The following is a 21,882-nucleotide window of genomic DNA, read 5'->3' as shown; positions in this document are numbered from 1 at the left end:
TGGCTATCTCACCCCTGGCAGCAGTCTCACCCACGGCCAGCCCCCACGAGCCAGTCGGCCCCGCGCGCCACGGCCAGTTCGAGGTCATCGCGGTTCTTCACAACGGTCCCCCAGGTCTGGTCGACGGTCTGCGCGTCAAGGCGGTCGACGCCGAGTACCGTGAGCGCCGACACCCAGTCGATGGCCTCGGCGATCCCTGGAGGTTTGACCAGGTCCAGGGAGCGCAGCTTCGTGATGGCCGACGCGGCCTCGAGTGCGATGGACTCGGCGCTGCTCGGCACCCGCCTCCGCACGATCTCGGCGATCCGTGCGGGCCCGGGGTAATCGATCCAGTGGTACAGGCAACGACGGGTCAGCGCGTCATGCAGATCCCGGGTGCGATTGCTGGTGAGGATCATAATCGGCGGATGCGCCGCCCGAACAGTCCCCAGCTCGGGAATCGTCACGGCCGCCTCGGCCAACAGCTCGAATGTGAAGGCCTCGAATTCGGCGTCGGCCCGATCGATCTCGTCCAGCAGTAAAACGGCCGGGCGCGGACCGTGATGCTCGATCGCCTGAAGCAGCGGCCGGCGCAGCAGATACTCCGGCCCGAACAGTTCGGTTTCCTCTAGTTGAATGTCCCGCACCTCGGCCAGCCGGATCCCCAGCATCTGGCGGGGGTAGTTCCATTCGTAGAGCGCCTCCCCGGCGTCGATTCCCTCGTAGCACTGCAGCCGGAACAGTGGCGTGTCGAGTACCCGGGCCAGTGCCTTCGCCGCCTCGGTCTTGCCGACCCCGGGTTCGCCCTCAAGCAGGATCGGCTGCGGCAGGCGCACAGCCAGGAACAACGCCGTTGCCAGCCCGACGTCGGCCAGGTAGTCGCCTGCAGCCAGCGCCTCCTGGAGGGTGGCGACGTCGGGGATGAGTCGACGCACGTCGTCTTCCGCGCCCACGCGCGCCGGGCCGCTCATCGGGTGCTCCGCTCTGCTCCGGCCCGCAGTGCGAGAACCTGCTCGTAATCCTCCTGGGTGTTGACGTCCAGCGGGACCGCCCCGTCAATGGGCACTTCGGTGACCTCGGCCGCTCGCTGCTCGAGAAGTTTCCACACGGCCTTGTCGCCGTGCAGCGCGGCCAACGTCGGAAGTTCGGAGCGAGCGAACGCAAACGGATGCCCGACACCATTCTCGTAGCGGCACACCGCGATGCTCGACTCCCCGCGCCCGTCGAGCAGGTGGCGCACGCTTTCCGGGCGCACCCCGGGTTGGTCGCCGAGCAGGAGCACGAGGACATCGGTCTGCGGATGCAGGGCCGGGATGGCCGTTGCGATCGATGACGAGCATCCGGTGTCGTAGTCGAGATTCTCGACCACATCGACGTCGTGGGTGTCGACCGTCTGCCGCACCTCGGCGGCAGCCCCGCCGAGCGCGAGGACAATTTGGTCGAAACCGCTGTTCCTGGCGGTCTCCAGCGCGGCGTCGAGGAGAACCCCGTCGCCATAGGGAAGAAGTTGCTTCGGGCTGCCGAATCGGCGGGACGCCCCGGCGGCCAGGACGAGACCGGCGACCCTCAGTTCAGGACGCGACGGCATACTGCTCCGGATGGGCGAGGAAGCTTGTGCGGCATCCTTCTGAACAGAAATACGTCGTGACGCCGTCCCGTTCGATGTGGATCGTCGACTCCACGGCCGCGACGGTCATCCCGCAGACCGGGTCGATCGCGGTGGGAACCGTCGGTGCGGGCTTCGCCGGTCGGTTCCTGGCCCGCTCGGAGACCAGCTGGGCCAGGATCGACAGTGCGATCTCGCCCGGCGTACGGGCGCCCAACTCCAGCCCGGCCGGGCTGAACACGCGTGCGCGCTGCTCCTCGTCGACGTCGAGGGAGGCCAGCACGGCGGCCCCTCTGACCTCGCTTGCTACGAGCGCGACGTAGGGAACCCCCGCGGCGAGCGCCGCCACCAATGCCGGCTCCTCGTCCTTGCCGTGCGAAGCGACGATGAAGGCGGCGTCGTCGGCCTGAGGCGCTGCGGCAGTGCCCGTGGTGAGTTCGATGTCGAGCCCCAGGCCCAACCCCAATGTCGCCAGGGCCTGCGCGATGGGGGTCTCCCCCGCAACGAGCACCCGGGGCGCCGGTAGCCGGGGTTCCAGGAATATCTCGATCGCGCCTCCGCTGAGGCAGGGGTTCGAGACTTCCACGGCACCCTCTTCCTCACGGTGGGACGGTTCCCCAGGCACAATGCGGAGCAGGAGCGGCTCCGCAGTGGAGAGGGCCTGCAGCGCGTACACACGCACCGAGGCTTCGACGCAATTGCCGCCGACGAACCCGTCGATGTCCCCGTTCGCATTCACCAGGGCGGTATCGCCGGCCTGCGCGCTCGTCGGATGCTGCGCGCGAACCACGGTGGCGCGCACAAAAGGCTCGCGACGTGCGGCGAGTTCCTGTGCCCTCTCGGTGAGAGTTTCTCTCGTTGCCGCTACTCCCGTCATCGTCCCACCCCACACAGCCCTGTCAGAACTGCCATGTCAGACCGGCGGCCGTGCTCGGCCCTGCATGGCCTCCCACACTCGTGCCGGTGTGCAGGGCATGTCGATGTGCGTGACGCCGAGGGGCGACAGGGCATCGACTATTGCATTGACTATTGCCGGAGGTGAGCCGACCGTGGCCGACTCGCCGATGCCCTTGGCTCCGATCGGGTGGTGCGGTGAGGGGGTCACGGTGAAGCCGGTTTCCCAGTTCGGCACCTCCGTCGCGGTGGGGATGAGGTAGTCCATGAACGAGCCGCCGAGATTGTTGCCCGCTTCGTCGAACTCGATGATCTGCATCAACGCCATGCCCACGCCGTCGGTCAGGCCGCCGTGCACCTGGCCTTCGATGATCATCGGGTTGATCCGGGTTCCGCAGTCGTCGACCGCGATGAATCGCCGCACTTTCACGTGGCCGGTCCCCGGGTCGACGTCGACGACGCAAATGTAGGCCCCGAACGGGAAGGTCAGATTCGGCGGGTCGTAGGTCACCTCAGCGTCCAGATTTCCGTCGATGCCTTCGGGCAGCGTCACCGTTCCGTGTGCTCCCATCGCGATCTCAGCGATGGTCTTTCCGACGCTTGGGTCCCCCTTGACGAACCAGCGGCCCTTCTCCCATTCCAGGTCTTCCGGGCGTGTCTCGAGCATGGCCGCGGCGATGAACTTCGCCTTCTCCCGCACTTTGCGGGCGACGAGGGCGACGGCGCCACCGCTGACGGGGGTCGACCGGCTCCCGTAGGTGCCCAGCCCGAACGGCGTCTGGTCGGTGTCACCGTGCACGACGTCGATGTCCTCTGGCGGGATGCCGATCTCCTCGGCAACGATCTGGGCGAATGTCGTCTCATGCCCCTGCCCCTGGGACTGAACGGAGATGCGCACAACGGCCTTGCCGGTGGGATGGATGCGGAGTTCGGCGCCGTCCGCCATACCGAGGCCGACAATATCCATATGTTTGCGCGGGCCGGCTCCGACGGTTTCGGTGAAGAACGAGATGCCGATGCCCATCAGTTCACCGCGCTCGCGCTTCTCCTTCTGCTCCCGCCGGAGTTCGTCGTACCCGGCGATCTCCATCGACAGGCGCATCGCCCGCTCATAGTTGCCGGAGTCGTACTCCCACCCGGTCTTGTTCGGGTACGGGAACTGTTCCGGCTTGATGAAGTTCTTCAGTCGCAGCTCCGCGGGGTCCATCTCAAGCTTGTGGGCGAGCATGTCGACCAGCCGTTCGACGAGGTACACGGCTTCCGTGACCCGGAACGAGCAGGCGTAAGCGACACCGCCCGGCGCCTTGTTCGTGTACACGCCCGTCACCGTGCAGTGTGCCGCTTGCAGGTCGTAGCTGCCGGTGAAGATGTGGAAGAAGCCGGCCGGATACTTCGAGGGCTGGGCCGTGGCGTTGAAAGCGCCGTGGTCGGCGAGCACATTCGTTCTCACCGCGAGGATCTTTCCCTCTTTCGTGGCCGCGATCTCGCCCTGCATGATGTAATCGCGGGCGAACGACGTGGACATCAGGTTCTCTGACCGGTCTTCGACCCACTTCACCGGTTTGCCCGTGACGATCGAGCCGACGACGGCGAGAACGTACCCCGGATAGATGCCCACCTTGTTGCCGAAGCCGCCCCCGATATCCGGTGAAACGATGCGGATCTTGTGCTCGGGGATACCGGCGACAATCGCGAACAACGTGCGGTGGGCGTGCGGGGCCTGCGACGTCTCGTACAGGGTCAACGTGCCGTCGATCGGTTCGAAGTCCGCGACGGCGCCGCAGGTTTCCATGGGCGCCGGGTGCACGCGCGGGTAGACGAGCTCCTGGGACACGATGACTTCCGCCGAGGCGAAGACCGCGTCGGTCGCGGCCGCGTCTCCCGCTTCCCACTCGAAGATCTTGTTGTCGGTTCTGCCCTCGATTTCGTCGCGGATGACGGGCGCGTCGGGGTCCAACGCTCGCCGGGCATCCGTCATCGGCTGCAACACGTCGTATTCGACATCGATGAGCTCGACAGCGTCCCGGGCGGCATAGCGGTCCTCGGCGATGACGAAGGCGACCTCCTGCCCCTGGAACCGCACCTTGTCAGTGACGAGCACGGCTTGCACATCGGCGGACAGCGTGGGCGCCCAGGCGAGGTTCAGGCCGAGCAGATCTTGGCCGGTGATGACAGCCTTCACGCCCGGGTGGGCCAGCGCCCGGCTCGTGTCGATCGAGACCAGACGGGCGTGCGCGACGGGCGAACGCAGGATGACGCCGTGCAGCATGCCGGGAAGCACGATGTCATCGACATAGTGACCCTTGCCCCGGACGAACCGTGGGTCTTCCTTACGCTGGATGCGGCCATACCCGATCGGGCGATCTGCATCACCGGCCGCCGGGTTGGCCGGGTGCTCCCTTGCAATAGTCATGCGCCTACTTCTTCTCCGGTAGCGTCCGCGATGCGTTCGTGTATCTCGACCATTTCGTCTGTCACGGCCATCTCCACCGTCTCGGCCGTCTCATCCGTTTCGGGAATTCTCTGGGGATGTTCGGCCGCCCACTGCACGGAGCGAACGATGGTGGCGTAACCGGTGCACCGACACATCTGACCGGAAATGGCCTCACGGATCTCGGCGTCGGTCGGATGCGGGTTGGCGTCGAGCAGGGCACGGGACGTCAGCATCATGCCTGGCGTGCAGAACCCGCATTGCAGGCCGTGTTCCTCCATGAACCCCTGCTGCACAGGATCGAGGGTGCCTCCGATTGCCAGTCCCTCGACGGTGGTGATCGCATGCCCGTCGGCCATGGCCGCAAGCACGGTGCACGACTTCACGGGTTGACCGTCCATCAGCACAACACAGGTTCCACAGTTGGTGGTGTCACATCCCCAATGTGTGCCGGTCATCCCGAGTACGTCGCGAATGTAATGAACGAGCAACACGCGAGGCTCGATCTCGCTCGTGACGTCGGAGCCGTTCACGGTCATGCTGATCTGCATCGGCTTAGCCTTCCTGGGTTATCGGTGACGGGGACGTCGGAGACGGGAATCAGGCCGCGCGCTCGCACGCGCGGCGCAGCACCCGGCGGGTCAGTTCGTCAGACAAGTGACGCTTGTACTCGATCGGCCCGCGCTGGTCGGCGACCGGATTACTGGCGAGGGCAGCGAGGCGGCCGGCTTCGACGAATAGTTCTTCACGGGGCTTTTCGCCTCGCAGTACGGTTTCGGCCGGGGCAATGGTTCCCTCGACTCCGACCGCGGTGAGGCCGATGGCGACGTCGTCAATAGTGCCGTCCTCCGCGAGTGAGACCGCCGCTCCGGCCGCCACAATCGCCCAGTCGCCGACACGGCGCTCGACCTTCTCGTAGGCGCTTCCGGACCGCGGACGGATCGGGAAGCGGATTTCACACAGCAATTCGTTCTGCCCCACCGCGGTTTCATAGGGTCCCTTGTGGAACTCGCTCATCGCAAGGATCCGTTCGCCGCCGGGCCCTTGGATCACGGCCTCCCCGCGCAGGACGTCACAGACGGTTGAGAGGTCCTCCGCCGGGTCCCCCTGGCAGAGCGACCCACCGATCGTTCCGCGGTTGCGTACCACGGGGTCCGCGATCACGCGCTCAGCATCGGCGAAGATCGGGAAGAGCCCGGCAATCTCCGCGGACTCGAGGAGCGTCGCGTGGCGGGTCATCGCGCCCACGCGCAACTGATTGCCGTCGCGCAGAATGAAATCGAGTTCGAACAGGTCGTTGATGTCGATCAGCCACTCTGGTCTGGCCAGTCTGAGCTTCATCATCGGCAGCAGGCTGTGCCCGCCGGCAATGACCCGCGACTCAGGGCCATGACGTTCGAGGAGAGCGAGAGCATCAGCGACCGTAGTCGCTCTGGCGTAATCGAATGGAGCCGGAATTTGCACAGTGACCTCCTCGGCGGCTCCTCGGTGAGCACCGCCATGAACTGAGGTTCTCTCAATTATGGCACAGCTTGCCTCGAGGCATCCGGGATGTCAACATGCCTCTGAGCGAAGGATGTCGCGAATGGCAGCGGACAGCGCACTCCCGACGATTATTGCGGTGACGCTCGTCGTCGGGGGCATGACGGCGGCCGTCGGACGACATCGGAGTTCCCCCCTGCGCGTCTCCGCTGGGCTGGGCACGATCGGGACGGTCGGTACGACCGGCATGGTCGGGACGGGTGCGATCATGCTCGGCGCGCTGCTCATGCCCGGCTTCTCCCCCTTCGCCGCGGCTTCGCTGACGATTGCCGTTCTGCTTCTGGTTGTGGCCGGCGTTGCCGCGGTGCGAATTAGACGCCGACGGCCACTGGGGCACGCTCAGAGGACGACCGTGGCCGCGACCGTCATCGATATCGCCTTCATGGCAGCGGCGGTACTGCTCATGCCGGTGCACAGTGCGGCGGCGCAGCTCACCTCAGTTCAGCTCACTTCCGCGCAGCTCACTTCGGCGCAGCTCACTTCGGTGGCACAGCTCGGAGGGGTTCACTCTGGCGGATCCCACCTGGCCCTGGCCGGAGGGGCGATGATCTGGCTGGTCCTCGTGGCGTGGGCGTTCTGCACTGCCGTGCTGAGTGTGCCGGAGATACGGCGTCACTCGCCGGACGGAGCGTTCCAGCTTGCGTGCTCCAGTTGCATGATCACGGCCATGGCCGCGATGGCCGTCTGATTCGGCGTTGGTCTACTCTGACAGGATGATCCGCTTACGCCGACCGAGCAGGTGACAATGACAAGTGTCGATGAGCATGCCCGCGCGATCGAACGGTTGCTGACGGGGCCGCTTGGTCTCGCCGGTACCGGAACTGGCACTGAGACCGTGCCGCTCTCCGACGCGCTCGGCCGGATTACGGCGATCGACGTGTTGGCAGCTGTCGACCTGCCCCTGTTCCGAAACTCGCAGATGGACGGTTTCGCCGCCCGGGCAGCCGATCTGATCGGCGCGCCGGTGACCCTGACGGTCACCGGAGACATTCCGGCCGGCCATGTGCAGCCGCCGGCGCTGGAGCCCGGCACCGTGACCCGGATCATGACCGGCGCGATCGTGCCAGACGGCGCCGATTGCGTGGTTCCGGTCGAAGACACCCGACCCAGTGCTGATCCAGGCTTCGCCGACCCGGGCTCGACCGACCGAGGCTCAACGCTCGTCGGCGCATCCGTCACCATCACGACTCCGCGTGGCGCCGGAGACTTCGTGCGGGAACGTGGCAGCGACTTGCGCCGCGGTGAGTTGCTCTTGCCGGGCGGGCTGCGTCTGGCACCCCGGCATCTGGCCGCGCTCGCGGCGGGCGGGCAGAATTCAGTCCTGGTGCTTCGACGGGTGCTGGTCGCCGTCATCACGACCGGAGCCGAACTCGCTCCGGCCGGTGCCGCCCTGGCATCGGGCCAGATTTTCGACGCCAACCTCGTCGCACTGTCCGCCGCCGTCACGGAGGCCGGAGCCGAGCTGGTGCTCGCGGAGTCGAGCAGTGACGACACCGGCGAATTCCTGAGCATTCTCACGCGCGCGACCCGGGCGGCGGACCTCGTTGTCACGTCGGGCGGCGTCTCCCAGGGCGCATACGAGGTTGTGCGCGAGGCGCTCGAACCGCTCGGTGCGGTCGTCGGCCACGTCGACATGCAGCCGGGCGGACCCCAGGCGACCGCGGTCGTCGACGGGGTGCCGGTCGTCTGCTTTCCGGGAAACCCGGTGAGCACCCAGGTCTCGTTCGTCGTGTTCCTCCGGCCGATCCTCCGCCGGGCGGCCGGCCTGACCGCCCTGCCGCCGACAACCCGGCGGCTCGCGGGGCCGGTGGCATCCGTCGTCGGAAAACGGCAGTTCCTGCGCGGGCGCATGCTCGACGACGGCACGGTCGAGATCGTGGCCGGGGCTGGCTCACACCTCGTGGCCGCGATGGCCCGTGCGGACGTACTCCTGGACATCCCCCGGGGGATCACCGACCTTGCCGCGGGGCAGGATGTAGGAGTGTGGGCACTATGACCGACTTGACTCATCTGGACGGCGACGGGCGGGCGCGCATGATCGATGTGGGCCAGAAAGCCGAGACGGCCCGGATGGCGGTGGCCAGGGCCCGGTTCGTGACGACTGCCGAGGTGCTCGCGCTGGTGCGCGCCGAGGGCCTGCCCAAGGCCGACGTGCTTGCCACCGCACGCGTCGCCGGTATTTCGGGCGCCAAGAAAACCTCAGAGCTCATCCCGTTGTGCCACCAGGTGGCGCTGTCCTCGGTGACGGTCGACTTCGAACTCGGCGAGGACTCGATCGAGATCGAGGCGGTGGCGCGGACGCGCGGACAGACCGGTGTCGAGATGGAGGCGCTGACCGCGGTGACCGTTGCCGGGCTCACCCTGCACGACATGGTCAAGGCGGTCGACCCGGCCGCGATGCTCACCGAGGTGCGCCTGGAGCAGAAGAGCGGCGGCAAGCGCGGAAACTGGCAGCGCAGTCTGTGGCAGCGCAGTACCGGGCACGCTGCTTCCGATGCTCCGGTCTCGGCCCGCACCCGTGGCGCCGCTGGGCGCACCGCGCGCGTCATCGTCGCTTCGACCCGTGGCGCAGCCGGCGAGCGCGAAGACACGACCGGGCCGGTCATCGCCAGCTGGCTGCGCCGGCACGGATACGAAACCGCGGCCGTCTCAATGGTGTCGGATGCCGGCATGGCCGGCGCCCTCGCCGAAGCGGTGGACGCCCAGCCGGCCGTGATCATCACGACCGGGGGCACGGGTGTCTCCCCCACGGATGCGACGCCAGAGGCGACCGCGGACCTGCTCGACCGCGAGCTGCCGGGCCTCGCAGAGGCGCTGCGGCGTCGGGGATCCGAGGCCACGCCGATGGCGGCGCTCAGCCGCGGGCTGGCCGGTACGGCCGGGCGCACGGTCGTGATCAATCTGCCCGGTTCGCCCGGCGGGGTGCGCGACGGTCTTGAGGTGCTCGATCCGGTGCTCGACCATCTGGTCGACCAGGTGTCCGGATCGGCACGCCACGTGGAGCCAGCGCACGAGGAGTCTGCACATGATTGAGGTCTTCGCGGCGATCTCAGCCACGCCCATTGATCCGGCCGTGGTTGATGACTTCGTGCTCTCACCCGAAAACGGTGCCGTCGTTTCGTTCCAAGGGATTGTGCGCAACCACGACCAGGAGCGCGAGGTCACCGCGCTCGACTACCAATCGCATCCCGAAGCCGAACGCGTGCTCCGCGAATGCTGCGAGCGCATTGCCGGCCAGACCGGTCTGCGCGTCGCCGCCATCCACCGCACCGGTTCCCTCCTGATCGGTGACATCGCGCTGGTCGCCGCGGTCGCCGCACCGCACCGGGCCGAGGCCTTCGCCGCCTGCGCCGAGCTCGTCGAGCTGATCAAGCAGTCCGTTCCGATCTGGAAACGCCAGCGCTTCCCCGCCGGCGCTCCGGAGTGGGTCGGACTCGACGCCTCCGCAGAATAGGTCACAGCAAGCGGGTCGCCCCCTCTCCGACTCACGGACCTGCCTGATACAGGCGATGAGCTTAGGATGGCGACATTGGCGACTCTCTGGAGGTCTCTGTGGATTCAAGAACCCTGCGTTCACGGGAAGGCACAGCTGCGGCGGTGGCACCAATGATGCGACCGCCCGCCGTCGTGGAACCCGGCCCACCGTTGGCCGCGGACCGCCTGGCGCGATTCAGCCGCCAGCTGCTTCTGCCTGGATTCGGAGAAATCGCACAACGTCGGCTTGCACACGCCCGGGTACTCGTCGTCGGCGCCGGCGGCCTCGGAAGCGCGAGCATCCCCTACCTCGCCTCCGCCGGGGTCGGCACGATCGGTGTCATCGACTCGGATGTCGTCGAGCTCTCCAATTTGCACCGCCAGGTCGTGCACGGGGTCACGGACATCGGCCGCAGCAAAGTCGACTCGATCGCCGACGCCATTTCGGCGATCGACCCGGCCGTGACGGTGAACCGGCATCGGATGCGCCTGGAGGCCGGCAACGCGCTGGAGATCATCTCCGGCTATGACCTGATCATGGACGGCAGCGACAATTTCGCCACACGCTATCTCACCAACGACGCTGCGGCGATCGCCCAGAAGCCATTGGTCTGGGGCGCGATATTGCGGTACAGCGGCCAAGCCGGCGTTGCGTTCGCCGGCTTTGGACCCAACTACCGCGACCTGTTTCCCACGCCGCCCGATGCCGGCGATGTTCTGTCCTGCTCAGACGGCGGGGTGCTGCCGAGCGTCTGTGCCGCGATCGGCTCGATCATGGCGACCGAGACGATCAAACTGCTCACCGGACTCGGTGAACCGTTGCTCGGCAGGATCACCACCTACGACGCACTCACCGGTCGCTACCGGGAGCTGTGCTACAGCTCGACCCCGGACGCCGAGCCGATCACCGAATTGATCAATTACGACCTCTTCTGCCACATCGTTCAGACGGATGACGGGCTCGCAACCGACGGGCGGGCGACAACTCATTCGATCACTCCGCTCGAGCTGTCGCTGCGGATGGCCGGTTCTGAGCCCCTGCAACTCGTCGACGTTCGTGAACAGTTCGAGTCCGAGATCGTCAGCATCGCCGGTTCCGAGCTCATCCCCCTCGCCACGATCGAGGCATCACTCGCACGTATTCGCATGGATATCCCGGTCGTCGTTTACTGCCATCACGGCAGCAGGGCCACACGCGCATCCTCTGTCTTGCGCGCCCATGGGGTGCAGAACGTGCAGGAGCTGGAAGGCGGCATCGATGCTTTCGCGGCGACGATCGACCCCTCGATGACCCGGTACTGAGCCGACACGGCTGAACTCGCACGACTGAGCTCGTTACCCTCCGGCGAACGGCGGCAGCACGTCAATCCGGGCCGACAGTGGAAAGTCAGGATCCCGGCGAACCACCCGGTCGATCAGGAATGATCCGGACGTCACGACCTTCTGCATTTCCGGGCCGTAACGCTCGCCCAGGAGCGTCATCAGTGCGCCCAGCGTGGACTCATCCGCAACGACGAGCCCTTCCTCCTCACAGCCCGCAGCATCGGCAGCAGCCGCGAAATATCTGATCTGCACGATCATGCTCGTTCACCCGCCGATGTAGGACATCTCAATCTTCTTCCGCCCCTTCGCTTCGGTGTGGCGCGTGGTCGCGCTCCGCAAGTCGGAGTAGCGATCGGACCGGTCCCGCCAGATCTGCGCCAGGACGGCCGACAGCTGTTCGTCCGAACAGCCCGCACGCATCAATGCACGGAGATCATGGCCGTCCGTCGCAAACAGGCAGGTAAACAGCTTCCCCTCGGCCGAGACGCGCGCCCGCGTGCAGGACCCACAGAACGACGCCGTGACACTTGAAATCACACCGATCTCCCCAGACCCGTCGCGATAGCGCCATCTCGCCGATGTCTCCCCGCCATAGTTCGGGGCGACCTCTTCGAGCGGAAACTCGGCGGCGATACGGCTGACCACTTCGCTCGAGGGAACCACCTCAGCCATCTTCCACCCGTTGCTACTGCCCACATCCATGAATTCGATGAAGCGCAGAATGTACGGTGAGCCTTTGAAATGGCGCGCCATCGCCACCACGTCCTGATCGTTCAGGCCGCGCTTGACCACCATGTTGATCTTGATCGGTCCGAGGCCGACCTCGTGCGCGGCCTCGATGCCGCGGAGAACGCGGGAGATGGGAAAATTCACGTCGTTCATCATTCGAAAGGTCGCATCGTCGAGCGAGTCCAGCGAAACGGTGATCCGTGTCAGGCCCGCGTCCTTCAACGCCTGTGCCTTGACGGCGAGGGCCGCGCCGTTGGTCGTCAATGCGATGTCGAGCGCACCTCCATCCGGCGTCTTCACCGCGGCGAGCATACCGATCAGCTCCTCGATTCCCTTGCGCAAGAGGGGCTCGCCGCCGGTGAGACGGATCTTCTGAACCCCGTGTGCAACGGCGATTCGGGCGAGCCGGGTGATCTCCTCGAATGACAGGAGTTCGTCCCGCTCCAGAAAAGCAAAATCCCGACCGAAGATCTCTTTCGGCATGCAATAGACGCAACGAAAGTTGCAGCGATCGGTGACAGAGATGCGGAGGTCCCGGAGCGGACGGTTCCGGGCATCAACGACCGTGCCGGTCGGCTGGTCTCTCGCAACCGGGATATCCGACACGTCGCGGAAGAAGAACGGTGTCGATACACGCACTCGGGTGTCCGTCATGGCCTCACCCTAAACCCCCTGCCCGAAAATGCGAGCTTTGAATTCGTCGACCACCTCAGCGGGAGAAAAGCACGACATCGTCGGCCGCGACGGACAGCCAGACGTGCACCCCCGCGCGCAGACCGAGTTCGGCGACTCTGGCTGGTGCCAACTCCACGACGAGGTGTGGGTCTTCAACCATCCGGACCCGGACTCCCCCGATACCGGACTCCAGCGAGAGGACGGTCGCCTCCCAGCAGTTGGTGTGCTGACCGGTTGACTCGAACGGATGCGGCTCGGTGAGCGACGCACTGACCGCGGCCGGGCGGAAAACGAGCGCGACGTCCGCACCGGCGGCAGGCAACACACCTGCGTCAGCACATCCGATGAAGCAGCGGCCGTCCGGCAGCCGAACTCCGGGAGGCTCTGCGACGCCGTTCAATAAGTTGATCCCAGCCAACGCCGCCGTGAACTGGTTGCGCGGCTCGCCCAGCACCCGTGCCGTCGGCCCGGCGTCGATGATCTTTCCGTCGTGGAGGATGGCAATGCGGTCGGCCAACACGATCGCGTCGAGCACATCGTGGGTGACCAGCAGAGTCGCGATCGTGCGGTCGGCCAGCCGCTCGCTCAGCAGCTGACGCATCCGGGCCGCCGTCTGCACATCGAGGGCGGCCATCGGTTCGTCCAGAAGCAGCAGGTCGGGACGCGCAGCCAAAGCACGCGCGAGCGCGACCCGTTGCTGCTGCCCGCCGGAGAGTTCGGTCGGCTTCTTCTCCTCCAGTCCCTCCAATCCCACCGCAGCCAGCCAGTCCATTGCATCCTGCCGGGCTATGGAGCGAGTTTGGCCGTGCGCCCGCTGACCGAATGCGACGTTGTCTCGCGCATCCAAGTGTGGGAAGAGGAGCGCCTCCTGGCCGAGCAGCCCGACTGCTCGGCGTTCAGGAACGACCGACACCGGCCGGGTCCCTTCGCTGACCCGGGTCAGGAGACGCCCCGAGACCGTCACAGTGCCGGCGTCCGGAAGAATCAGCCCGGCAAGTGCGGCGAGCAATGTCGTTTTTCCCGACCCGTTCGGTCCAAGGAACGCAAGGACTTCCCCTGACTCGACGTGAATTGCCGCGTCGAGGATGAAATCACCGCGCCGCACGAGGAGCTGCGCCTCGAGCACGACGCTCACCGGGGCGCATCCGTTCGCCAACTGCGCATGAAGAACAGGATGACGATGGCGACGGCCACGAGGAGAACCGACAGAGCGATGGCCGAATCCTGTGTGACGCCGGCGCCGTTGAACGCTGTGTAAATCGCCAGCGGCATGGTGCGCGTGACCCCGGCCGCGTTGCCCGCGAACAATGCCGTCGCGCCGAACTCGCCCAACGCTCTGGCGAAGCACAGCACGGTTCCGGCGACGAGCCCCGGCATCGCCAACGGAAGCGTAATCCGCCAGAACACCATCCACCGGGAAGCGCCGAGCGTCGCACCCACGGTTTCAAATCGGGTTCCGATTGCGCGCAGCGTCGCTTCCAGGGTGATCACGAGAAACGGCAGCGCGACGAATGACTGTGCGATCACGACCGCACTCGTGGTAAAGGGAATGCGGATGCCCAGCCCGAGGGCCAGGGAGCTCCCGATCAGGCCGTTGCGCCCCAGGAGATAGAGCAGGGCAATACCGCCGACCAGTGGCGGCAGGACGAGCGGGAGGGTCGTCAGAGCCCGGAGCACCCCGGCGAGCAGGGACCCGCTGCGTGCAATGAGCAACGCAAGCGGAATCCCCAGAACCAGGCACACCACTGTTGCAGCAGTTGCCGTGCGCAGGGACAACCCGAGGGCCTCGAGGGCATCAGGTGAGGTGACGGCGGCCGGAAACCCTGCCCAGTCGACTCGACTGAACAGCCCAATGATCGGGAGGATGAGCAGAACCAGGCCGAGCATCGCGATGACGCTCAACGACCGCGGGATCCTCCCGCTCGGCGTGCGTGACCTCTGTGAGCGGGGCCGCTGTGAGCGGGGCCGCTGTGTTCGGGACCGCTGAACGCGGGGCCCCGGCGTGGGGGGCACAGCGCTGGTCACAGCGCCGGGCTCGGTGCGGGTCACGGGGGCCCGAAGCCGAAGCGCGCCAGGATCGCCTGCGCTGGCGCTGATAACACCCAGCTGACGAAGGCCTCTGCCACGGCCGGATTCTCTGCGCTCGACGGCACCCCGATTGCGTAGCTGTTGATCGCGCGGTCGGCGCCGTCGATCACGACGCCGTCCACTGAACCGCCCGCTGCCTTGACATCGGTGGTGTAAACAAGCCCAGCATCGGCTTCTCCGGTACTGACATTGGTCAGTACGGCTTTCACGTTTTGCTCCTCACTCACCGGCGTCACGGCGACGCCCTCAAGACCGAGAAGCTTCTGCGATGCCGCACCACAGGGCACCTCCGGCGCACAGAGCACAACAAGGAGACCTGGACGTGCCAGGTCGGCGAGGCCGGTGATACCCCGTGGGTTGCCCGGTTGCACCGCAATTTGCAAGGTGTTCGTGGCGAAGCTTGATGACGCGCCCGTGATCAAGCCGGCCGCGGCGACATCCGCCATCGTCTGCTCGTCGGCGGAAGCGAAGACGTCGGCGCTCGCGCCCTCTTTCAGCTGCGTGGCCAAGGTGGACGAACCGTCATAGACGATCGGCGTGATGGTCACGGCTGGGTTCTCGCCGGCGAATTCCGCAGCGAGTTCGTTGAAGGAGGCGGTGAGTGAGGCGGCGGCGAATATCACCAGGTCCCCGCTGAGCGCTTCGGCGGCTGGCATCGACGGCGCTGCAGCCCCGGAATCCGCCGCTGTGGTGCTGCAGCCGCTGATCAGAACGAGTACCGAGATCGCGGCGAGTCCGACGAGGCTTCGCTGTTTCAGGCTCCGAGATTTCAGGCCGCGGATCACTGCTGCTCCCGCGGTACCTCGACGATGACCATCGTGGCCTTCACGACAGCGACGGCCAGTGAACCGACTTCCAGCCCGAGGTCCCGCACCGCTTCGCTGGACATCAAGGAGACGATCCGGTGGGGCCCGCATTGAAGTTCGACCTGTGCCATGACGGTGTCGAGGACGATCTCAGTCACCAGCCCGACGAAACGGTTGCGAGCACTGCTCTCCGTGCCGCCCGGGTCCTCGGGCAGCACGGCGATGGCCCGCGCACGGGCCGCCAGCTCTGCGCCGGCGATGACCTGGCGGCCGGCCCCGTCTCTGACCGACTCGAGCGTGCCAGCGGTCACCCAACGACGAACGGTGTCGTCGCTGACTCCGAGCAACCGAGCGGCTTCACTGACTCTGAACTGCGTCATAGGACGCACGGTAGCACCGCATTCGCGGTTGCAATAGGGACAAGAAGACCGTATCTGCCGGACGCGCACCCTCGCCTGGAGGGTACGCCGCGTCAGGACAGGTAGCCCCGGCGAGGGATGATCGGGCGCGACCTCACGCTGAGCCGTGAAGGGTTCGCGACCGCGACTCGGGTGTCGTGTATGCGCTCGGTTTCTCAATCACCGCGAGCGTGCACCGCGAGATGGAAACAAGTCGCTCCTGACCATCGGAGATCCGCACCTCCCAGACGTGGACTCGTTCGCCGCGATGGATCGGACGAGCGACTCCCGTCACCCATCCTTCCGCCACCGGACGGAGGTGGTTGGCGTTGATCTCCATTCCGACTACATGGAAACGGTCTCGATCGATGGAGAGAAAACCTGCCGTCGACGTGAGCGTCTCCGCGAATGCGACTGACGCACCGCCGTGGAGCACACCGGCGGGCTGCGTCGTGCGTGCATCGACGGGCATCCGGCCATGCAGAGAATCGGGCATGATCTCGGTGACCTCAATTCCGAGCGTCTCGATGAGGCTGCCTCTGCTCATGCTCTTGAGAACGCTCAGCGGCACCTGGCCGTTCCAGATCGATGGGGTGGACATTGTGAAATCCTTTCGTGTAGCGGTGTGCGGCGGTAGCTCTGGGGAATCGTGATGGCGAAGGCGGGTGCTTTGCCACTCCATGTATGGGTCCATAGGTGTTGCTCCATCACCCGGAAGAAGGCGGCGCTGGACCGGCCGCGGCCGGCGTGCAGCTCGAACCCGGTCGCAGAGGAGGTGGTACTGGTGAAGATTTTGTTCATGTCACCAGCGTGCACGACGCCAGCCGCGCGGTCAGGCGTAGAACTACCTCAGTTCGCCGCTCCTGGCCGATCCCGCTCGGCGGCATACCACGCAGCAATCTGGGCCCGCGACCGAAAGCCCAGGCGCAGACGGATCCGCTCGACATGACCTTCAGCGGACCGTTCGTCGATGCCCAGCCGCGCGGCAATCTCACGGTTCGTGCATCCCTCACTTACTAACGCCGCAACCTCGCCTTGGCGGGCCGTCAGCATTCGGGCGCCGCGCCGCGCCGCGCGCAGGCCGAGGAACCGTCGGACCGTCGCCACGAGCACGTGCGCGTCGCCCGCGTAAGGCAGATGGGAGCGGCCGGGCAGCACCACGAGCTGCGCACCGGCGATACCGTCCGCGAGCGCTGTGGCCTGCTCGAGGGGAGCGGCTCGGTCGTGGTCCCGGTGCACCACCAAGGTCGGGGTGTGCACCTGAGGGAGAAGGTCTCTGATGTCGAGCTCATAGCTCAGCGCCAGTAGTGCCCGCGCCGTGGCGGCGGTCGAGCAGGCCCGTTGGTAGCGACCGAATTCCTTCCGCGACGTGGCATCCGCGTCGGGCGCGAAGATGTCGGTGAGCACGTCGGAGCCGAGCCCCCAATGCGACTCAATCAGTCCGAGGACGTGTTCCCGCGCGCTGGGCGGGGAAATGTCTGCGCCGGACACCCAGCCGCCGTAAAGCACCAGCCGACGCACGGTGTCCGGATGCTCCGCTGCCCACGCCACTGCGACCAGCGCACCCATCGACGTGCCGACCAGATCGAAGGGCTCTGAGCCGAGCGTCGCCACGACCGCGGCAAGCTGATCGAGCTCGTATTCCATCGACGGCGGCCGGGTCAATGGTGCCGACAACCCACATCCGGCGCGGTCGTAGCGCACGAGCCGGCAGCCCTGCGCCAGGCTCTCGTAGAACCCCCGCTCTTCGGGCAGATCCCAGCTCAGCTGCAGATGACTGAGCCAGCCCGCGACGTACACGACCGGCCGGCCAACGCCGATCGAGGCATACGCGACGTCGGTGCCGTCGGTCGTCGTCACTCGGGCGATGTCCTGCTGCACGCCTCCATTCTGATCGAAAGTCCGGCGGATCTGCAGATACCCGTTTGAAGTCCGTTGTCCAGTTCGTACTAGGAGTCGCCGAATGCAAACTCGCGCGTTTCACCGGGACGCAACTGGACCGCCATTCCGCCCACCATCGCCGCGATAGACGCTGACCCGCCCTGGTAGACGAACAAGCGCAACATGACCGAGTCCACGGTCACCCGGATCAGCTGTTGCTGAAAGTAGAGCGTGAAGTCGATCTGTTCGATCTCCGGGGGTAGCACGGGGTTCAGCGACAGCACGCCGCCCTGCAACTCCAGGCCGGTATAGCAGCGCGTAACCATGTCGATCGATCCGGCCATCGCGCCCAAGTGCACGCCGGTGTGGGTGGTGCCGCCCTGAATATCGGCGAGGTCGCTCTCCAGCGCTTGAACAAGGAAGTCCCACGACCTCGCCCGGTTGCCGCGCGCTTCAACCCACGAATGCACCACGTTGCTGAGTGTTGATCCGTGGCTGGAGCGGTCGCGGTAATACTCCACGGTGCGCGGGATGGCCTCCGGCGCAAAGTCATAACCCAGCCCCTGCAGCACCTGGCGCAGTTCGTCGGCGCTGAACAGATAGAGCAGCATCAGGACGTCCGCTTGTTTGCACACCTTGTAGTTGTTGGTGCTGTCGCCCTCTGCGGCCAGGATGAGGTCGAGCCGGCCGATCGCGCCGTAACGGGCGCGGTAACCGGCCCAGTCGAACTCTTTCAGCTGCTCATAGCCCTCGAACTGGCTGATCACGCCGTCTGCGTGGAATGGAATGCGCAACCGGCGACCGATACGTCGCCATCCGTCCGACTCGCCGGGATGCAGTTTGACCCGGTTCCACACCTGGTCCGCATACCGGGGCTTGAGCAGCTCAACGACATCCGCCGCCCGCTGCATCACCCAGGCGGCCATCACGTTCGTGTAGGCATTGTTGCGAAGCCCTGTCCCCGGGACGCCCGGATACCCGTCATGGAATTCATCGGGACCCATCACGCCTGCGATGTCGTACCGGTCGGCCGCCTCGTCGTGCGTGGCCACGCTGGCAAAAAAACGGGCGATCTCGATGATCAGTTCCGCGCCCTGCTCAACCAAGTAACTGATCTCGCCGGTCGACTCGTAGAATTTCCACGCGCTGTACGCGATGGCGAGGCCCACATGCCGTTGCAGGTGCGAGTTGTCGGGCATCCAGGCGTCGTTGCGCAGGTTGAACAATTCCGTGGGCGTCTCTTCGCGCCCGTCGATTCCGCTCTGCCAGGGAAACATTGCCCCCTGATGGCCTGCCACGCGCGCGGCGGCTCGCGCCTCACCGAGCCGGCGGTAGCGGTAGCCAAGCAGTGCCCGGCTGATCTCCGGTCGATGCATCGACAACGTCGGGTAGACGAACAGCTCGTCCCAGAAGACGTGACCACGGTAGCCCTCGCCGTGCAGTCCGCGCGCCGGCAGTCCCGCGTCGAGGTCGGCTGTGACCCCGGCGACGCTCTGCAACACGTGGAAAGTGTTGATGTTCAACGCCAGCTGCTGGCGGTCATCGGGCTGCTGGGAATCTGTCTCCAGCAGCACCGTGAATTCATTCCACAGCACCCGCCACGCTGCCTCGTGCGCGGACAGGAGTGCCTCATGATCCGGCAGCAGTCGCATCCGTTTCGTGACGGCCAGGGTGGGCGACGAGATGGCCCGGTCGCGTGAGGTGCAGACGACGACGGTCTTCTGGACGGTCAGCGGATGTCCCTCCACGAGCTCCAGGGAGATTTCGTGGGCAATCCAGCCTTCGGCGTCTGTCCGCAGGGTGCGGGGCGGCTGCCGCACAGCTCCATCGACGAGCACCCGTGTACGGGCGGCCATCACAATGTGGATGCCGGACTGGGAGGTTTCCATTTCGAGCAGCACGGTGTCGGCATCTACCTCGGCACTAGCTCGTGGCACCAGGTGCTTGTCAGCCAGTAGACGGTACTCGGGCACGTTGCGGTTGGCGACCCGGCCGTCCAGCGCTGAGCGCAGGGTGAGCGGACCGGACCAGTTCTCTGCCTCAAACGTGACCGTGAGGCCGGCCACGTGGTCGTCGTGTTGCGAGACGAAACGCTGCTGAGTGATGCGCGTGATGCGCCCCGCAGCGTCCCGAGTACGGAAGGCGCGGGTGAGCACGGCACGACCGAGGTCGAGAGTCTGCTCATAGTCGAGGAGCTCTGCCCCGTCGAGATCAAACCAGAGCTCGTCGTCGCCGTGTTTGTCGTCACGACGCTCTTCGCCAGTGTGAATGCCGCCAGTGCGGAACGTGAGGGGCAGCCAGTTGGGCGCGTTCACCAGGCTTTCGTCTTCGGTGCTGTGGTCATCGACGTGAGTACGGAGCCGGTTGTAGACGCCGGCGAGATAGGTGCCGGGGTAGTGCGGGAACGTGGCAGCGACCTCGGGGGCAGCGCCACGTGTCGCCCAATAGCCATTGCCCAACGTACAGAGGGCCTCGCGCTGTGGCTCCGTCGCCGGATCGAACCCGACATAGCGCAATCGCCACGGGTCGCTCTCGGATTCGCCGCCTGCCCAGCCGGGGTGGGTGGCTGCGAGGCGGGTATCGAGGTCGCTCAGGTCCGTCACGATCAGGTGGGCGCCCGCTGCGCGAAGCAATTCGTCTGCTCCGTGCCGACTGACCCCGACGACCCACCCGAAGGCTCCGTTCGATGCGGCAGCGACACCGGCCTCCGCATCTTCCAGCACGATCGCCTTCGCCGCGGTCACGTGTAACTGGCGCGCCGCCTCAAGGAAAGTGGCCGGGTCGGGCTTGCCCGGGAGGTGCATCCGCTCGGCATCGGTGCCATCGACGATAACGTCGAAGAGATCCCCCACTCCGGCTGCCTGCAGCACCTGCCGGCAGTTGCGGCTCGACGTGACAACGGCCGTCGGGATGCCCTGCGCCCGCAGACGATGCAGCAGCGTCACGGCGTCGGGGTAGGCGCTCACTCCGTTTTCACGGAGTTCCCGGTCGAAGAAGTACTGTTTGCGGGCGGCCAGGGACTGCACGGTCGGGGTTTTGGCAGTACCCCGAGCGCGGCGCCCCGTCCCGTCCGGCAGCATCACACCGCGCGACGCAAGGAACGAGCGCACACCGTCTTCGCGCGGGCGGCCGTCGACACTGCGTCGGTAGTCCGCGACCTCATCGAAGGGTGCGGCGTCCGGCGCCAGCAGGGGCAGCACCTCGTCAAACAGACGCTTCCACGCGCCGGCGTGCACGACGGCAGTGTCGGTGACGACGCCGTCCATGTCGAAGATCACGGCCTCGTAGCGTGCCGTCGCTTTCGGATGCTGGGCCACGGCAGCCAGTCTAGGAGCCTGGACGATCGAGGGAAGTGCCGGCTGCTGGCCGCCCACTGCGCTCGCGGGTCGCTTTCATCGTCGATACTGGCGATTGCGTCAGAACGCTTGGGTCCTTCGACTCTACGCAGGCCCGATTTGGTGCGGGAGAGTGCAATCATCCATTCGAAACTGCGTCTTTACAGGAAGGACCGCGACCATGGCTGCCTCCGTCTCCACTCGGCTCATGTCCGGCGTCCTCTTCGGGTTGTTGCTCTTCGGCGCGGTCTCATCGTTCGCCGGTGCGGTGTTGGCCTTCAACGCCGAGAGTATCGGCGTCCCTCTGGAGTTTCTGGCGAAGACGCCGCTCACCTCTTTCATCGTGCCCGGTCTCATTTTGGGAATCATCGTCGGTGGAACACAATTGACAGCCGCGATCGCACTGTCGACGCGTCGCCGTTCGGCGATGCTGTGGGGTGCCGTCGCCGGGCTCGGGATGCTGATCTGGATTTTCGTCGAAATGGCGATCATCGAGACGTACTCGTGGCTGCAGAGTCTCTACTTCGGCCTCGGCGCGCTGGAGCTGATCCTCGTGCTGGCGCTACTGGGCATCGCGCCGGCACTTGTCTCCCCCTGGCACCCCGGACAGCGGCGAGACCACGGGCGCGAGAACGTTTGATTCCCCAGCGCCGCCGTTCATCGCGACGCGACGATCTGTCCAGCACGCCCGTGATAGCTGCTCAGGAGCTTTGGTGACGGT

21 protein-coding genes are annotated in these 21,882 nt (G+C 66.1%); 6 read left to right on the top strand and 15 right to left on the bottom strand.

Annotation, left to right across the window (positions count from 1 at the left end; all coding sequences use genetic code 11):
• Window positions 1-26 precede the first annotated feature (26 nt).
• From AB4Y63_RS07165 to AB4Y63_RS07140, 6 genes are read right to left on the bottom strand one after another with little or no spacing between them, the layout of a single operon-like run.
• On the bottom strand, window positions 27-950 hold the full coding sequence (locus tag AB4Y63_RS07165; RefSeq protein ID WP_441790361.1) for an AAA family ATPase: 924 nt from the start codon (window positions 948-950) through the stop codon (window positions 27-29).
• The gene (locus tag AB4Y63_RS07160; RefSeq protein WP_441790360.1) at window positions 947-1,567 is read right to left on the bottom strand and encodes a nucleotidyltransferase family protein; all 621 of its coding nucleotides are present in this window, start codon (window positions 1,565-1,567) and stop codon (window positions 947-949) included. Before AB4Y63_RS07160 ends, AB4Y63_RS07165 begins: the two co-directional genes overlap by 4 nt.
• The gene (locus AB4Y63_RS07155) at window positions 1,551-2,462 is read right to left on the bottom strand and encodes an XdhC family protein (protein ID WP_441790359.1); all 912 of its coding nucleotides are present in this window, start codon (window positions 2,460-2,462) and stop codon (window positions 1,551-1,553) included. Before AB4Y63_RS07155 ends, AB4Y63_RS07160 begins: the two co-directional genes overlap by 17 nt.
• A 36-nt stretch (window positions 2,463-2,498) precedes the next feature.
• On the bottom strand, window positions 2,499-4,892 hold the full coding sequence (locus tag AB4Y63_RS07150) for an aerobic carbon-monoxide dehydrogenase large subunit (RefSeq protein WP_441790358.1): 2,394 nt from the start codon (window positions 4,890-4,892) through the stop codon (window positions 2,499-2,501).
• Window positions 4,889-5,461, bottom strand: a complete 573-nt coding sequence (locus AB4Y63_RS07145; protein WP_441790357.1) for a (2Fe-2S)-binding protein — start codon at window positions 5,459-5,461, stop codon at window positions 4,889-4,891. Before AB4Y63_RS07145 ends, AB4Y63_RS07150 begins: the two co-directional genes overlap by 4 nt.
• A 49-nt stretch (window positions 5,462-5,510) precedes the next feature.
• Window positions 5,511-6,374 carry an FAD binding domain-containing protein gene (locus tag AB4Y63_RS07140; protein ID WP_441790356.1) on the bottom strand — a complete coding sequence of 288 codons (864 nt, stop codon included), beginning with the start codon at window positions 6,372-6,374 and terminating at the stop codon, window positions 5,511-5,513.
• A 121-nt stretch (window positions 6,375-6,495) separates the two neighbouring features.
• Between AB4Y63_RS07140 and AB4Y63_RS07135 the strand changes: the two genes are divergently transcribed.
• The 5 genes from AB4Y63_RS07135 to AB4Y63_RS07115 all read left to right on the top strand — a co-directional run bounded on the left by AB4Y63_RS07135 (window position 6,496) and on the right by AB4Y63_RS07115 (window position 11,228).
• A complete protein-coding gene (locus AB4Y63_RS07135; protein ID WP_441790355.1) occupies window positions 6,496-7,140 on the top strand; it encodes a hypothetical protein in 645 nt (214 codons plus the stop codon).
• A 57-nt stretch (window positions 7,141-7,197) separates the two neighbouring features.
• On the top strand, window positions 7,198-8,448 hold the full coding sequence (locus tag AB4Y63_RS07130; RefSeq protein WP_441790354.1) for a molybdopterin molybdotransferase MoeA: 1,251 nt from the start codon (window positions 7,198-7,200) through the stop codon (window positions 8,446-8,448).
• Window positions 8,445-9,485: a bifunctional molybdenum cofactor biosynthesis protein MoaC/MoaB gene (moaCB, locus tag AB4Y63_RS07125; protein WP_441790353.1), complete on the top strand. Its 1,041-nt coding sequence runs from the start codon at window positions 8,445-8,447 to the stop codon at window positions 9,483-9,485. Before AB4Y63_RS07130 ends, moaCB begins: the two co-directional genes overlap by 4 nt.
• Window positions 9,478-9,906 carry a molybdenum cofactor biosynthesis protein MoaE gene (locus tag AB4Y63_RS07120; protein ID WP_441790352.1) on the top strand — a complete coding sequence of 143 codons (429 nt, stop codon included), beginning with the start codon at window positions 9,478-9,480 and terminating at the stop codon, window positions 9,904-9,906. The genes moaCB and AB4Y63_RS07120 overlap by 8 nt, the downstream gene beginning before the upstream one ends.
• Window positions 9,907-10,004: 98 nt before the next feature.
• Window positions 10,005-11,228 carry a ThiF family adenylyltransferase gene (locus AB4Y63_RS07115; RefSeq protein WP_441790351.1) on the top strand — a complete coding sequence of 408 codons (1,224 nt, stop codon included), beginning with the start codon at window positions 10,005-10,007 and terminating at the stop codon, window positions 11,226-11,228.
• A gap of 33 nt (window positions 11,229-11,261) precedes the next feature.
• Here the strand turns inward: AB4Y63_RS07115 and AB4Y63_RS07110 are convergent, their stop codons facing one another.
• The 9 genes from AB4Y63_RS07110 to AB4Y63_RS07070 all read right to left on the bottom strand — a co-directional run bounded on the left by AB4Y63_RS07110 (window position 11,262) and on the right by AB4Y63_RS07070 (window position 21,143).
• Window positions 11,262-11,507, bottom strand: a complete 246-nt coding sequence (locus tag AB4Y63_RS07110; RefSeq protein ID WP_441790350.1) for a MoaD/ThiS family protein — start codon at window positions 11,505-11,507, stop codon at window positions 11,262-11,264.
• Window positions 11,508-11,513: 6 nt separating this feature from the next.
• Window positions 11,514-12,632, bottom strand: a complete 1,119-nt coding sequence (moaA, locus tag AB4Y63_RS07105; RefSeq protein WP_441790349.1) for a GTP 3',8-cyclase MoaA — start codon at window positions 12,630-12,632, stop codon at window positions 11,514-11,516.
• Between the two features lie 55 nt (window positions 12,633-12,687).
• Entirely contained in the window at window positions 12,688-13,788 is a 1,101-nt protein-coding gene (locus AB4Y63_RS07100; protein ID WP_441790348.1) for a sulfate/molybdate ABC transporter ATP-binding protein, read from the bottom strand.
• On the bottom strand, window positions 13,785-14,540 hold the full coding sequence (locus AB4Y63_RS07095; protein WP_441790475.1) for an ABC transporter permease: 756 nt from the start codon (window positions 14,538-14,540) through the stop codon (window positions 13,785-13,787). Before AB4Y63_RS07095 ends, AB4Y63_RS07100 begins: the two co-directional genes overlap by 4 nt.
• Window positions 14,541-14,698: 158 nt before the next feature.
• On the bottom strand, window positions 14,699-15,526 hold the full coding sequence (gene modA / locus AB4Y63_RS07090) for a molybdate ABC transporter substrate-binding protein (protein ID WP_441790347.1): 828 nt from the start codon (window positions 15,524-15,526) through the stop codon (window positions 14,699-14,701).
• A complete protein-coding gene (locus tag AB4Y63_RS07085; RefSeq protein ID WP_441790346.1) occupies window positions 15,523-15,927 on the bottom strand; it encodes a TOBE domain-containing protein in 405 nt (134 codons plus the stop codon). The genes modA and AB4Y63_RS07085 overlap by 4 nt, the downstream gene beginning before the upstream one ends.
• Window positions 15,928-16,060: 133 nt before the next feature.
• On the bottom strand, window positions 16,061-16,546 hold the full coding sequence (locus AB4Y63_RS07080; protein WP_441790345.1) for a hotdog fold thioesterase: 486 nt from the start codon (window positions 16,544-16,546) through the stop codon (window positions 16,061-16,063).
• A gap of 248 nt (window positions 16,547-16,794) precedes the next feature.
• Complete coding sequence (locus AB4Y63_RS07075; protein WP_441790344.1) at window positions 16,795-17,826, bottom strand: alpha/beta fold hydrolase; 1,032 nt, start codon at window positions 17,824-17,826, stop codon at window positions 16,795-16,797.
• A 68-nt stretch (window positions 17,827-17,894) separates the two neighbouring features.
• On the bottom strand, window positions 17,895-21,143 hold the full coding sequence (locus AB4Y63_RS07070) for a beta-phosphoglucomutase family hydrolase (protein WP_441790343.1): 3,249 nt from the start codon (window positions 21,141-21,143) through the stop codon (window positions 17,895-17,897).
• Between the two features lie 199 nt (window positions 21,144-21,342).
• On the opposite strand from AB4Y63_RS07070, the gene AB4Y63_RS07065 reads away from it, so the two are divergent.
• On the top strand, window positions 21,343-21,801 hold the full coding sequence (locus AB4Y63_RS07065; protein ID WP_441790342.1) for a hypothetical protein: 459 nt from the start codon (window positions 21,343-21,345) through the stop codon (window positions 21,799-21,801).
• The last annotated feature ends 81 nt before the right edge of the window (window positions 21,802-21,882 follow it).

It is taken from the genome of Leifsonia sp. YAF41 (assembly GCF_052113185.1).
Taxonomy (GTDB): domain Bacteria; phylum Actinomycetota; class Actinomycetes; order Actinomycetales; family Microbacteriaceae; genus Cryobacterium.
This window is presented reverse-complemented; position numbering and strand designations above follow the sequence as displayed.